The following is a 12,658-nucleotide window of genomic DNA, read 5'->3' as shown; positions in this document are numbered from 1 at the left end:
GACGCTCCCATGGCTGCCCACGGTACCGGTCCGGCACTCGGCCCGGAGGCGGAGGCAGATGAGTACGACGAGATGACAATCCGTCTTCCGTTCGCGGCCTGGAGTGACGGAGCCGCTGCCGTGAGGATGGGCCTCGACAGCCCGACCCCGGGCGGCCAGGCGTGCGGCCGACTGCCGCGGAAAGCAGGCGCGATGACGATCGACAGGGGTGCCGCCGAGCGCGGCCGCCACGGCGGGACGGCCCTGGACGGACCCGTCCGGGCGTGGCCGGAACGGACGGCCGGGCCGGACACCGTACTGCGGCCGGACCTCACCTACGCCGCGTTCTGCGAGACGCACGAACCGGCTTGGCACGCCCTGGCGTTGACCAGGACAGGAAATCGGACGGACGCGGCCCTGGTGGTCGGGGCGGTCAAGGGCGACCTGTCCCGGTGCTGGCCACAGGTGCTGCGCTTCGAGGAACCGGCCGCGTACGCCTGGCGGTTGGCGAACCGGCACATCGCCGACTGGGTGGCCGGCGAGGAACCGGTCGCGGTCGAGGCGGTCACCTTCGCAGCGGTGATCGGCGCGTTCAAGCAGGTGGCGAACGGGCTGCTGCACAGCGAGGCCGACGAGGTGCGACTGTACGCGGCGATCCTCGAACTGCCCGACCGGCAACGGGACGTGGTGATCCTGCGCTACCTGCTGGGGCTGCATGTCAAGGTCATCGGCGCCTACCTCGGCCGGCCGGTGGCCACCGTGCACTCCAACCTGCGGCACGCCAGGGAGCGGCTGGCCCGCCGCCTCGGCGTGCGGGAACTACCGGACCGGGAGGGTGAGTTGTGAACCGCGACGCGACGGATGCCGGGCCCGCGGAGGTCCGGGTGCCCCGGCCGGAGCGGCCGCACGCCGAGCGGATCGCCGCCCTGCGCCAGGCGCGGATCACCGCCGCCCCCGCGCACCTGCCGTCCGAGCACGAGCAGGCGGCGTTCGAACTCGGCCTGGTCGTCGCCCTGGTGCTCGGCGCGCCGGAGGCCTCGCACGGCCTCGACCTGCTGGTCAACGCCCGCCGGATCCAGCCGGAGGGGGCGGAGGTGTTCGGCGCGCTGCTCTACGCCACCGGACGGGCCGAGGGCGCCGAGTTCTGGTGGCGCTTCGCGGCCGGCTCCGGCAGCGGGACGGCCGCGTACTGCCTGCACCTGCACCACCTGACGCTGGGCGAGACGGACGACGCCGACTACTGGCGGGCCTGGTCGGACCAGCTTGCGGCCACCGAACGCCCGCCGGGGCCGGGGCCGTTGCGGATGAACCGACCGCTGCTGCCGGACCGTTCGCGGCGCGACATCCTCTCCCGGGTGCACCACTGGCTGGCGCCGCAGCTGCCGGCCGCCCTGGTCGCGGTGATCGACCGGCTGCCGGTGCAGGGCGGGGACGAGCAGGAGGTGCCGAGCCCGTGGGGGCTCACCTCCGGGGCGGCCTCGGCGGGTGCGGAGGGTCCGGCGCGGGGGCTCGCGGACGCCGAGGACTCGTCGGGGTGAGTGGCCCGCCGCCGCCCGCGGCCATCCGTTCAGGTGAGCGCGGCCACGCGGGCGACGATCCCCTCGTCCCGTCCGCTGCCGGCCCGGACCTGCTCGCCGTCCGCGGTCGCGCACCGGACGACATGGCGGTGCGGGACCATCGCGGTGTCGCTCGGCCAGGGCCAGCACCGCGAGCGGGCCGGACGCCGACCAGCTGACCCGCAGCCCGCCGCCCCCGGCCGGCTCCGGCTTGCCCTGCGGCCCGAGCCGCCAGACCACCTCGGCCGGGCGCACACCGAGCCGGGCGGCCACCAACTGCCGCACGGCGCCGCGCACCACGGTGAAGCGGGAGCTCAGCACGCCGTCCGCCCGGCCCGCCCGGGCCCGCTCCCCGGCGTCCAGCAGCTGCCACAACGCGCCCACGACGGGCGCGGGTTGGTCGGTGTCGATGAAGCAGATCGCGATGTCGGTCATGGCAACACCAGGGTACTGAGCACCCCGAGGCGGCGGTCGTACCCGGCCGCCAGGACGGGCCGCTGCCGCGGCAGCTGCTCGGCGAGGCGCGCCCACAGGCCGGTGAAGGGCTGGGCCGGCGGCCGCGCGCCGACCAGCCCGGCGTCGAGCCGACGCCTACCAGGTCTACGTGCCGGGCCTGTTGGCGGTGCTGTGCGTCTTCGGCGGGCTGTTCACCGGCTTCAGCCTGCTCGGCGAGCTGAAGGCCGGGATCATCGAGCGCTCCCGGGTCACCCCCGGTGAGCCGGCTGGCGCTGCTGCTCGGGCGGGCACTGCGGGAGACGGTGGCGCTGCTGGTGCAGGCCGTCCTGATCGCCCTGATCGCGCTGCCGTTCGGGCTGCGGGTCAGCCCGCTGAACCTGCTGCTCGCCTACCTGCTGCTGGGGCTGCTGGCGCTGATGACCTCGGCGATCTCGTTCGGCATCGCGCTGATGGTGCCGACCGACGCCGCGATGGCGCCGGTGGTGAACACCCTCGCGCAGCCGATCGCGCTGCTCTCCGGGGTGCTGCTGCCGCTCACCCTGGCGCCGGACTGGCTGCAGCGGGCCGCCCGGTGGAACCCCTTCTACTGGGCGGTGGAGGGCATGCGCGCGCTGTTCTCCGGGCACGCCGGGGACCCGGCGGTGTGGCAGGGGCTGCTGGTGGTCGTGCTGATGACCGTCCTGGCGGTGTACTGGTCGGCCCGGCTGTTCTCCATCCGGGTGCGCTGAGGCTCCCGGTCGGGACCTGCGCTCGTCACCCCGAGGGGCCCGGCCGCTGTGCGGCGGCCGGGCCCCCCGAACGCGTCCCCGCCCTGCGCGGCGCGCCCGCCTCAGGAGTTGATGAAAGCCGCCAACTTGGCGACACCGTCGACGATCTGAGTCTGCGTCAGCGCGCTGATCGAGAGCCGCAGCCGGCGCTCCCCGCCGCCGGTCGGGTAGAACGGCGCCATCGGCGTCCACAGCACCCCGTACTCGCGGGCGCAGCGCTCCATGGCGGCGTCGTCGGCGACGAAGGGGACGGTCATCACGGCGAAGAAGCCGCCCTCCGGCCGGTTCCAGGAGACGCCGAGGTTGCGCCGGGCGGAGGCGGGGAAGTGCCGTTCCAGCTCCCGCAGCAGGGTGTCCATGCCGGCCGCGTAGTGCGCGATGGCAGCGGCGTTGGCGTCCCGCAGCCGGCAGTCGTACGCCAGCAGCATGCCGCCGATCACCGCCTGGCTGAGCGCGGGCGTGTTGACCGTCGTCATGCTCTTCAGCTTGGCCAGTTCGTCGGCGAGCAGGCTGCCGCGCCCGCAGGGCGCCGTCACCTCCTGGTCGGCGACGACGTAGCCGAGGCGGGCGCCGGGGAAGCAGGTCTTGGCGAAGGAGCCGAGGTAGACCACCCGCCGGTCGCGGTCCAGCGCCTTGAGGGTGGGCCGCTCGCCCGGGGTGCGGGCGAAGAAGCCGTACGGGTTGTCCTCGATGATCAGCAGGCCCTCCTCGGCGGCGACCTCCAGCAGCCGAGTGCGGGCTTCGAGCGGCATGCTGGCGCCGGAGGGGTTCGCGAAGTCCGGGACGACGTAGAGGGCGCGCGGGCGGCGGCCCTCGGCGCGCACGGCCCGGGCGGCGGCGCGGACGGCCTCCGGGTCGGGGCCGCTGTCCGGGCTCTCGGGGACGGGCCGGGTGGTGAGATCCAGCAGCCGGGCGGCGCCGGTGATGCCGACGTAGCAGGGCGAGCTGACCAGCAGCACGTCGTCCGGCCCGGCGCAGAGCGCGCGCAGGACGAGCAGCATGCCCTCCTGGGCGCCGACGGTGATCACCAGGGACTCGGGGGCGACGTCCAGGCCCTCGTCGTTGGCCAGGGTGCGGGCGACCAGGTCGGCGACGATGCCCTTGGTGGGGCCGTACTGGAACAGCGCGGTGCGCACGGCGTCGCGGCTCAGGCCGCGCTCGGCCAGGTGGGCCAGGTAGGTGTCCAGGTGGCGGCCGACGTCCTCGGGTTCGAAGAATCCCTCGTAGGGGCGGCCCGGGGCGAAGGAGACGGCGTCGGGGTAGCGCGTGGTGACCTCGTTGAGGAAGGTCATCGCGTCCAGCAGCGGCTCGCTGAGCGAGGCGTGCAGGTCGTTCAGGTCGAGGTGGGTCATCTCAGTGCCTCCCGCAGGCGTCCGGCGGCGTAGGCCTGGGCGTCGGCGGCGGCGTCCAGGGTGTCGGTCATGGCGAAGAATCCGTGCGGCACGCCGTCGTAGCGGCGCAGGTCCACCGGGACCCCGGCGGCGCGCAGCGCCCGGGCGTACTGCTCGCCCTCGTCGCGCAGCGGGTCGTACTCGGCGGTGAGGACGGTGGCGGGCGGCAGGCCGGCCAGGGTGGCGGCGCGCAGCGGGGAGGCGTTCGGGCTGGCGCCGTCCGCCGGGTCGGCCAGGTAGTGGCCCCAGTACCAGGCGACCGAGCGGCGGTTGAACAGCACCGGGTCGTCGTGGTCGCGCAGCGAGGGGGTGTCGGCGGCGTGGTCGGTGTTGGGGTAGACCAGCAGCTGGTGGCGCAGCGCGGGGCCGCCCTCGGCGCGCAGCAGCAGGGTGAGGGCGGCGGTGAGGTTGCCGCCGGCGCTGTCGCCGCCGACCGCGAGGCGGTCCGGGTCGATGCCGAACTCCTCGGCGTGCTCGACGAGTCGGAGCAGGGCCGCGCGGCAGTCGTGCAGCGCGGCGGGGAACGGGTGCTCGGGAGCGAGGCGGTAACCGACCGAGGCGGTGACGCAGCCGGCGGCGTTGGCCAGGCTGCGGCAGATCGCGTCGCTGGTGTCGGGCGAGCCGAGCGTCCAGCCGCCGCCGAACAGGTAGAGCAGGGCGGGAAGTCGGCGGCCGGGCGGCTCGGGGCGGTAGAGCCGCAGGGCGAGTTCGCCGCCGCCGGGCCCGCGGAAGCGGTGCTCCTCCACCGCGGCGACCGGCTCGGGCGTGCCGGCGGCGGCACGGATCTCCGCGAGGTCGGCGGCGCGCGCCTCGGCCAGGGTGAGGGCGTAGAGCGGTGGTGCGCCGCTTCTCGCGCGCCGGGCGCGGAAGGCCTCGGCCTGGGGGTGCAGGGGCATGGGCAATCCCGTTCGGTGGGACGGTCTGGTCCGCGTTCGGCGGTTCGCGTTCGGCAGTGCGTGTGCGGCGGTGCATTTCCGGTGGTCCGCGTGGTCCGCGCGGACCACGTGGTCGGCGAGGCGGGCTCGATGGTCCTCGTTCAGCGGTTCGAGGTCAGCGGTCGGCCTCGACGTAGATCGTCTCATCCGTTCGGAACGCCGTGTCGAGATCTGCAACTTCCGGACACGCGCCCTGCCGGTCGCCGTCGACCCGGTAGAGGGTGCCGGGTTCGGTGGCGGCGTCGGGGCCGCGCAGGGTGGCGAGGTCGGTGCCGAGGCCGGCCGGGTGGGCGGTCCGGAATGCGGCGAACTCTATTCCGGTCACGCCGATTTCGGTGAATTCGGCGTGGGTGCGCGGAAGCGGCCCGGGATGTGCCGTCAGTTCCTTGCAGGTGGCCACGTCCGCGCTGAATTCGTCCAGCCGAACGGCCAGGTCGTCGGGGTGGTCCCAATCCCAGCCGGGGAAGCGGGCGTTCGGTTCGGACATCCGGGCCTCTTTTCAGGAGTGCGTGGCCGGACCGCGCTCCGGTTCGGCGGTTCGGAGGCGAATCGGTTTCGCGGGCGGTGCCGGTCGAAAGCCGTTCGCGGATCCGGAGCGCGGTCGGGCGGCCGCGGGTCGGGCGGCCGCGGGTCAGTCGGTCGGGCAGGGCCAGTCGGTGACGGCGGTGCGGTCCAGATCGGCGAGCCGGGGGCGGCCCAACAGGGCCATGGTGTGGTCCAGTTCGTCGCGCAGCAGGTCGAGGACCTGGTGCACGCCGTCCGCTCCCCCGGCGGCGAGGCCCCAGAACACCGGGCGGCCGACCAGGACGGCGCGGGCGCCGAGGGCGAGGGCGATGGCGGCCTCGGTGCCGGTGCGCACACCGCCGTCGAACAGCACCGGGAGTTCGGCCGGGACGGCCTCGGCCACCTCCGGGAGCGCGGCCAGCGCGGGTATGGCGCCGTCGAGTTGGCGGCCGCCGTGGTTGGAGACCACGACGGCGTCGACGCCGTGCTCGACGGCGAGCCGGGCGTCCTCGGCGGTGAGGATGCCCTTGAGGACGATCGGCAGCCGGGTGCGGGCCCGCAGCCAGCCGAGGTCCGCCCAGGTCAGGGTGGGGTCGAACTGTTGCCGGGCGTGCTCGGCGATGCTCGAACTGCCGCCCTCGGAACGGTGACTGGCGGCCATCAGGCCGGCGTCCAGGTTGACGGCGCGGACGTGCGGGGGGACGGCGAACCCGTTGCGCTGGTCGCGCAGCCGGCGGCCGATCCTGGGCGCGTCCACGGTCAGGACCAGCGCGCCGAAGCCGGCCGCCTCGGCGCGTTCGACCAGGGCGGCGAGGGCGGCGCGGTCGCGCAGCCAGTACAGGTGCAGCCAGAGCGGGCCGGTGGCGGCCTTGGCGATCTCCTCCAGGGTCCGGCTGGCGAACATTCCGGCGACGAAGAGGGCGCCGGCCCGTCCGGCGCCCTGGGCGGTGGCGGTCTCGCCCTCCTCGTCGACCAGCCGGTGGTAGGCCATCGGGGCGATCCCGATCGGCGTTTCGAGCCGGCTGCCGAGCAGTGTCAGCCCGAGTTCGCAGGTCGAGACGTCGACCATGGTGCGCGGCCGCAGGGCGTAGCGGTCGAAGATCTTCCGGTTGGCCGCGAGGGTGCGTTCCGCACCACTGCCGCCTTCGACGAAGTCCCAGATGTCCTGTGCGACGCGGGCGCGCGCCGCGCTCTCGATCCCGGCCAGGTCAAGTGTTCCCACGTGGATCCTCATTCTCCGGACGGCCGCATCCGGGCCGGTCCTGGTTCGGCAGCGTATGAGCAACGGTCACATTGGTATAGACCTTGATTTGACCAAACGTCTGTACCAATGTCTGGCAACGGAATTGACCGTTGTGATTCTGAGCGACGCTCATGTCAAATCCTCTCACTTGCGTGGAGCGGTGTTGACCCCCTTTTCCTCCCCCTCCCCTCCAGCATCTCCTTCCTCACCGCCGCACGCCGACGCCCCGGACGACTGGGTCGACGCCCTGCTGCTGGCGGGCCCCGGGGACGAGGAGTGCCTGAACCTCGGCGCGTCGCTCGACCGGGCGGCCCTGCGCGCGCTCGTCGACGAGCAGTGCGACCGCCTGACCGCCGCCGGCCTGCGCCCCGGCGGGACGGCCGCACTGCGCCTGCCGCCCTCGGTCGCGTTCGTCGCGGTCCTGCTGGCCTGCTGGCCCGCTGGCCTGCTGGCGACTGCGCGCCCAAGTCGCCCTGCTCGACCACCGGTTGACCGACCACGAGATCGACGCGGCGGTGACGCGGCTGGCCCCGCAGCTGCTGGTGGGCTCCGCCCACCGGCCGACCGCGGCGCTGCGCGGCTTCGCCGAGGCCGAACCGCGGGCCGTCGCACTGCCGGGCGGGCGGCCGGCCGCCACCGGGCACGCCCTGGTCCAGCTCAGCTCCGGCTCCACCGGGCCGGCCAAGGTCATCGCCCGCACCGCCGCCGACCTGGTCCGCGAACTCGACTGCTACCGCAGGCTGGTGGACTTCCCGGGCGGGGGCGCCCGTTCAGCGCCGGCCGCACCGGCACGCTGCTCGCCGACGCGGCCGGCCCGCACCGGGCCTGCCCGAGCAGCCGCCACCGCTGCCCGGGTTCGCCGCCTCCGGCTTCAACCCGGCCGTCGCCGACACCCCCGACCGCTGCCTGCGCGCCCACCACGGCGAGCCGCCCGCGCCGGGACGCACCGCCCTGCTGCTCGCCAGTGCGAGCGGCGACCGCGCCACCGCGCGGGCCATCGACCAGGCCGCCGGACCCGGGCGGCGCACCGCACCCCTGCTGTTCTTCCAGTCCAGCCCGAACGCCGTGCTCGGGCACCTCGCCGCCCGCTGGAGCCTCACCGGCCCCGTCGTGGCGATCCGCCCGGCCGAGGCCGTCCCCGGAGAGGTCCCGGCGGACGCGCTCGACGCCGCCGCGCTGCTCCTCGCGGACGGCGACGCCGACCACGTCCTGCTCATCGCCGCCGAGGCCACGGCGGACGGCCACCGGGCCGTCGCCGTCCTACTGGCGGAGCACCCGGGCTGACCCGCCGCAGGCCGGCGCACCGGCCGCTCCACCGCTCCCGCGCCTCCTCTCCCGCGCCTCCTCCGCCGAGCACGAAGCCCCACCCCGCCCCGCCCCGCCCCTGAGAGGGAACCGCCCCGTGACCATCCGCAGTCTCCGCACCCAGCTCGCGGACGACCCCGACGTCGGCGCCGGCAACGTCCTGGCCGCCCGGGACCTGAGAGCTCCGTCGCGCTCTGGTGGAACACCGGCGACTGCGCGCACGAGGTGCACATCCGCCGGCTGATCGCCACGGGCAGCCGGGAGACCGTCACCCGCGCCGGCCGCACCCGGGAGCCCGGTTCGCTGTTCGTCGACGGACTCGGCTCCACCGAGATGGGCCACTCGCACTTCTTCATCACCCACGGCCCGGGCACCGAGCGTTACGGGCGCTGCGTCGGCCGCCCGCACGCGTTCGTCGACTGCGCGGTGGTCGGCCCGGACGGCGAGCCGCTCGGCCCCGGCGAGGTCGGCGAGCTCGCCACCTCCTCCCCGACCCTGGCGCTCGGCTACTGGAACGACTCCGCCGCCACCTTCCGCACCCGCCTCCGTGGCAGCTTCCTGACCGGCGACTTGATGTTCCGGGACGAGGACGGCTACTACTACCACGTCGACCGGGCCGCCGACGCGGTGGACCTCGGCGGCGGCCGCAGGCTGTTCACCGCCATGTCGGAGGAGCGGGTGCTGGCCGCCTGCCCCGACGTGCTGGACTGCACGGTGGTCACGGTCCGCGACGGCGACCGGGTGGTCACCGACGTCCTGCTGATCCCCGCCGAGGGCGCCGACTCGGCCGCCGACCGGACGGCGGCGGTGCTCGCCGCCCTGGACGCGGCCGCCGCCGCGACCGTCCGGCGGGTGCTGGTGGTCTCGGGCGACGAGATCCCGCTCGGCCCGACCGGCAAGGTCCGCAAGGTCCTGCTCCGGCAGCGGCACCTGGAGTCCCTGCGCCGCGCGGCGGTGGGCGCGTGAGCATTTGGGAGAGGGCCGTCGTCACCGGCCTCGGCGTGCTCTCGCCGCTCGGCCGGGGAGCCGCCGAGGTGTTCGAGGCGCTGGTCGCGGGCCGCTCCGGCATCGGCGCCGTGCCCGCGGGCCACCCCGCGCACGGCTGGCTGCCCGCCGCCGGGATCGCGCCCGCCGTGGACGGTCGGGAGGTGCTGCCGCCCACCGAGACCCGCTGCGTGGACCGCTTCGTGCTGCTCGCCCTGGCCGCCGCCGACGACGCGCTCGCCGACGCCGGGCTGGTGGTGGGCCGGGACGCGGACCCGCACCGCACCGCCGTGGTGCTGGCCACCGGGGGCGGCGGGCTGGAGACCTTCGAGCAGCAGTCGCACCGCCGTCTGGAGCGCGGCCGCCCGGGCGTCAGCGCGTACCTGCTGCCGGGCATGCTCTCGAACATGGCCACCGCCCGGATCGCCATCAAGCACGGTATCCGGGGCTACAGTTCGGCCGTGGTGACGGCCTGCGCGGCCGGCGCCCAGGCGGTCGCCGAGGGACTGCGGCTGATCCGCGCAGGGGACGCCGACGTGGTGGTCTGCGGCGGGAGCGAGTCCTCGCTGCGCCCGACGATCGCCGCCGCCTTCACCAACGCCCGGGCCCTCGCCCAGGGCTGGGACGACCCCCGGCAGGCGAGCCGGCCGTTCGACGCGCGGCGCAACGGCTTCGTCCTGGGCGAGGGCAGCGCCGTCCTCGTCCTGGAGCGCGCCGGGCACGCCGACGCGCGCGGCGCCGCCGGCTACGCGAACGTGATCGGCTGGGGCGCCTCCACCGACGCCCACCACCCGACCATGCCCCGCCCGGACGGGACGGGCGCGGCCGACGCGATGCGCGCCGCGGTCGCCGACGCCGGCCTGCTGCCAGGCGACATCGGCTACCTGAACGCCCACGGCACCGGCACCCGGCTCGGTGACGCGGCCGAGGCCGCGGCGGTGAAGTCCGTGTTCGGCACGAACGGACCGGCCGTCAGCTCCACCAAGTCAGCAACCGGTCATCTGCTCGGCGCGGCGGGCTCTTTGGAGGCCGTCGTGACTACATTGGCCTTGTCGCGGGGGGCCCTCCCCCCGACGCTCAACCTCACCGACCCCGACCTGGCCTGCGACCTCGACCACGTCCGCGGCACCGCCCGGATCACCACGCCGCGTGCGGCCCTGACCAACGCGTTCGCCTTCGGCGGCCACAACCTGAGCCTGGTCCTCGGCCCGCCGTCCACCCGCACGACCCGCACCGCTCACCGACGGGACCGCCCGCCGGCGATGCCGCACGACCGCGGCGCGACCACCGCGCCTCCCGATCCACCGCACCACCCGGCAGCCCGGCCGGCCGACGACTGAGCGGCCCCCGGACCGCCGGTCATCCGACCTGTCGTTCTTCCGGGGGGAGATCCCGATGTCCATCCAGACCATCGCCCACGTCGAGTTCCACTGCGACGACGCCGACAAGACCGCGGCGAGCCTGACCGCGGACTACGGCTTCACCGCCGACGCACCGGTGAACACGCCGGACGGCGCCCGCACGATCGCGCTGCACCAGGGGTCGATCCGCCTGCACCTGAGCTCGGCGGTCTCCCCCGACCACCCGGTGGCCGCCTACGTCGCCCGGCACGGGGACGGCGTCGCCGCGCTCGCCCTCGGCTGCAGCGACCCGGAGGCCGCCCTGGCGCGCGCCGAGCGGCACGGCGCCCGCGTCCTGGACCGCGAGGGCGGGCTGATCGCCGGCTTCGGCGACACCGCCCTGCGCCTCGTCCCGCTGCGCGAGGACGCGCCCTCCGACCGGCCCCGGCTGCTGGACGAGCTCGACCACGTGGCGATCTGCGTCCCGGCGGGCCGGCTCGCCGACTCGGTGAAGTTCTGCGAGGCCGCGCTCGGCTTCGACATGATCTTCGGCGAGTACATCGAGGTCGGCTCGCAGGCCATGGACTCCATGGTCGTGCAGAGCCCGTCCGGCGGGGTCACCTTCACCATCATCGAGCCCGACGCCTCCCGCCGGCTCGGCCAGATCGACGAGTTCCTCGCCTCCCACGGCGGCGCGGGCGTGCAGCACCTGGCCTTCAGCACCTCCGACATCGACACCGCCGTGCGCACCGTCCGCTCCCGGGGCGTGGAGTTCCTGACCACCCCGGGCGCCTACTACGACCTGCTGACCGAGCGCCTCGGCGACACGGCCATCCCGGTGGAGACCCTGCGCGACCTGCACGTGCTCGTCGACCAGGACCACGGCGGCCAGCTGTTCCAGATCTTCGCCCGCTCCACCCACCCCCGGCGTACCTACTTCATGGAGCTGATCGAGCGCCAGGGCGCCACCACCTTCGGCAGCTCCAACATCAAGGCCCTGTACGAGGCCGTCGAGCGGACGACCTCGTGACCGGGTGGGTCACCCCGTGACCCGCACCTGAACGAGAAGGAAACCCCAGCGTGACCACCGTCGCCGAGTTCCGGCTCTCCGCGGCCGACCTCGCCCTGCTGCCCACCCCCGACGAGGTGGCGCACTACCGCGAGCACGGCTGGTACCTGTCCCGCAAGCTCTTCACCGACGAGGAGCTGGACGGTCTGCAGGCCGCGGCCGACCGGTACTACGAGGGCCGACGCGATCGCGAACTCCCGCTCCGGCCGCCCCGGTTGGCCTCCTGGGAGCCCGCGCACGGCCCCGTCCAGCGGCACAACGACTACGTCCACTACGAGAGTGACGCGATCGGCGCGATCCTGCGCAAGCCGCTGGTCGGCGCGGTGGCCGCGCTCCTGGCCGGCGCCGGGGAGATCAGGGTCGTCCAGTCCACCCTGATCCACAAGCCCCCGGCGCCGGAGGAGCCCACCAACCGGGTGCCCTGGCACTTCGACAAGCACTACTGGCAGACCTCCAGCTCGGAGGACTGCCCGACCCTCTGGCGAGGGGCGCTGTGACCGCGCCCGCCTCCCCCGTCGTGCCGCTGCCGCTGGGCGGGCCCGCCGAGCGCTACCGGGCACTGCGGCTGATCCGCGGCTTCGAGGAACTGGCCCTCGCCCTGGTGAAGTCCGGCGCCATCCCCGGCGGCATCCACCCGTACATCGGGCAGGAGGCCGTCGCGGTCGGCGTCTGCTCGGCGCTCGGCCCGGCCGACCGGCTGACCAGCACCCACCGCGGCCACGGCCACGTCCTCGCCCGGGGCGTCGACCCGGGCCGGCTGCTCGCCGAACTCGCGGGCCGCGTCGACGGGTTGAACCGGGGCCGGGGCGGCTCGATGCACGCCGCCGACCTCGCGCTCGGCATCCTCGGCGCCAACGGCATGGTCGGCGCCGGCGCCCCGATCGCGGTCGGCGCCGCCTGGGCGGCCAAGCAGGCCCGCAGCGCCTCGGTGGCCGTCGCCTTCTTCGGCGACGGCGCGCTCAACCAGGGCGTGCTGCTGGAATCGCTCAACCTCGCCGCGATGTGGCGCCTGCCGGTGGTGTTCGTCTGCGAGAACAACGGCTACGCCACCACCCTGCCCGCCGCCACCGGGCCGAGGAGCTGCGGCTGATCGCCCCGCCCCGGCGGATCACCCGCCCGGACGGCGCCG

The 12,658-nt window shown here is 75.0% G+C and carries 14 protein-coding genes; 9 read left to right on the top strand and 5 right to left on the bottom strand.

Features of this window, described 5'->3' with window-relative positions; genetic code table 11:
• Positions 1-192: 192 nt before the first annotated feature.
• From ACPC54_RS20030 to ACPC54_RS20020, 3 genes are all read left to right on the top strand, one after another.
• On the top strand, positions 193-825 hold the full coding sequence (locus ACPC54_RS20030) for an RNA polymerase sigma factor (protein WP_498966401.1): 633 nt from the start codon (positions 193-195) through the stop codon (positions 823-825).
• A complete protein-coding gene (locus tag ACPC54_RS20025) occupies positions 822-1,517 on the top strand; it encodes a hypothetical protein (protein ID WP_498966399.1) in 696 nt (231 codons plus the stop codon). Before ACPC54_RS20030 ends, ACPC54_RS20025 begins: the two co-directional genes overlap by 4 nt.
• A gap of 731 nt (positions 1,518-2,248) precedes the next feature.
• Positions 2,249-2,719 carry an ABC transporter permease gene (locus ACPC54_RS20020; RefSeq protein ID WP_498966398.1) on the top strand — a complete coding sequence of 157 codons (471 nt, stop codon included), beginning with the start codon at positions 2,249-2,251 and terminating at the stop codon, positions 2,717-2,719.
• Positions 2,720-2,820: 101 nt separating this feature from the next.
• Here the strand turns inward: ACPC54_RS20020 and ACPC54_RS20015 are convergent, their stop codons facing one another.
• The 5 genes from ACPC54_RS20015 to ACPC54_RS19995 all read right to left on the bottom strand — a co-directional run bounded on the left by ACPC54_RS20015 (position 2,821) and on the right by ACPC54_RS19995 (position 7,522).
• A complete protein-coding gene (locus ACPC54_RS20015; RefSeq protein WP_498966396.1) occupies positions 2,821-4,110 on the bottom strand; it encodes an aminotransferase-like domain-containing protein in 1,290 nt (429 codons plus the stop codon).
• Entirely contained in the window at positions 4,107-5,045 is a 939-nt protein-coding gene (lipP1, locus tag ACPC54_RS20010) for a LipP1 family hormone-sensitive lipase (protein WP_498966395.1), read from the bottom strand. Before lipP1 ends, ACPC54_RS20015 begins: the two co-directional genes overlap by 4 nt.
• 154 nt (positions 5,046-5,199) lie before the next feature.
• Positions 5,200-5,571, bottom strand: a complete 372-nt coding sequence (locus ACPC54_RS20005) for a hypothetical protein (protein ID WP_498966393.1) — start codon at positions 5,569-5,571, stop codon at positions 5,200-5,202.
• A gap of 144 nt (positions 5,572-5,715) precedes the next feature.
• Positions 5,716-6,810 (bottom strand): alpha-hydroxy acid oxidase, encoded by a 1,095-nt coding sequence (locus tag ACPC54_RS20000; RefSeq protein ID WP_498966391.1) that lies wholly within the window; start codon positions 6,808-6,810, stop codon positions 5,716-5,718.
• A gap of 226 nt (positions 6,811-7,036) precedes the next feature.
• Positions 7,037-7,522 (bottom strand): hypothetical protein, encoded by a 486-nt coding sequence (locus tag ACPC54_RS19995; protein WP_498966390.1) that lies wholly within the window; start codon positions 7,520-7,522, stop codon positions 7,037-7,039.
• 374 nt (positions 7,523-7,896) lie between these two features.
• On the opposite strand from ACPC54_RS19995, the gene ACPC54_RS19990 reads away from it, so the two are divergent.
• The 6 genes from ACPC54_RS19990 (at position 7,897) to ACPC54_RS19965 (ending at position 12,619) form a co-directional block, all read left to right on the top strand.
• Positions 7,897-8,115: a hypothetical protein gene (locus ACPC54_RS19990; RefSeq protein ID WP_498966388.1), complete on the top strand. Its 219-nt coding sequence runs from the start codon at positions 7,897-7,899 to the stop codon at positions 8,113-8,115.
• 246 nt (positions 8,116-8,361) lie between these two features.
• Entirely contained in the window at positions 8,362-9,102 is a 741-nt protein-coding gene (locus tag ACPC54_RS19985) for an AMP-binding protein (protein WP_498966387.1), read from the top strand.
• Positions 9,099-10,460 (top strand): beta-ketoacyl-[acyl-carrier-protein] synthase family protein, encoded by a 1,362-nt coding sequence (locus tag ACPC54_RS19980; RefSeq protein ID WP_498966385.1) that lies wholly within the window; start codon positions 9,099-9,101, stop codon positions 10,458-10,460. Before ACPC54_RS19985 ends, ACPC54_RS19980 begins: the two co-directional genes overlap by 4 nt.
• A 55-nt stretch (positions 10,461-10,515) precedes the next feature.
• A complete protein-coding gene (gene hppD, locus ACPC54_RS19975; protein ID WP_498966383.1) occupies positions 10,516-11,490 on the top strand; it encodes a 4-hydroxyphenylpyruvate dioxygenase in 975 nt (324 codons plus the stop codon).
• 50 nt (positions 11,491-11,540) lie between these two features.
• Positions 11,541-12,026: a phytanoyl-CoA dioxygenase family protein gene (locus ACPC54_RS19970; RefSeq protein ID WP_498966382.1), complete on the top strand. Its 486-nt coding sequence runs from the start codon at positions 11,541-11,543 to the stop codon at positions 12,024-12,026.
• Complete coding sequence (locus tag ACPC54_RS19965; protein WP_498966381.1) at positions 12,023-12,619, top strand: thiamine pyrophosphate-dependent dehydrogenase E1 component subunit alpha; 597 nt, start codon at positions 12,023-12,025, stop codon at positions 12,617-12,619. Before ACPC54_RS19970 ends, ACPC54_RS19965 begins: the two co-directional genes overlap by 4 nt.
• Positions 12,620-12,658: the final 39 nt, after the last annotated feature.

The organism is Kitasatospora sp. NPDC094028 (assembly GCF_049543595.1).
Taxonomy (GTDB): Bacteria; Actinomycetota; Actinomycetes; order Streptomycetales; family Streptomycetaceae; genus Kitasatospora.
This window is presented reverse-complemented; position numbering and strand designations above follow the sequence as displayed.

Excerpts from the sequence above, each read along its gene's own strand:
- ACPC54_RS20030 (WP_498966401.1), top strand. The coding sequence starts at position 193 with ATGACGATCGACAGGGGTGCCGCCGAGCGCGGCCGCCACGGCGGGACG.
- ACPC54_RS20015 (WP_498966396.1), bottom strand. The coding sequence starts at position 4,110 with ATGACCCACCTCGACCTGAACGACCTGCACGCCTCGCTCAGCGAGCCG.
- lipP1 (WP_498966395.1), bottom strand. The coding sequence starts at position 5,045 with ATGCCCCTGCACCCCCAGGCCGAGGCCTTCCGCGCCCGGCGCGCGAGA.
- ACPC54_RS20005 (WP_498966393.1), bottom strand. The coding sequence starts at position 5,571 with ATGTCCGAACCGAACGCCCGCTTCCCCGGCTGGGATTGGGACCACCCC.
- ACPC54_RS19995 (WP_498966390.1), bottom strand. The coding sequence starts at position 7,522 with ATGACCTTGGCCGGCCCGGTGGAGCCGGAGCTGAGCTGGACCAGGGCG.
- hppD (WP_498966383.1), top strand. The coding sequence starts at position 10,516 with ATGTCCATCCAGACCATCGCCCACGTCGAGTTCCACTGCGACGACGCC.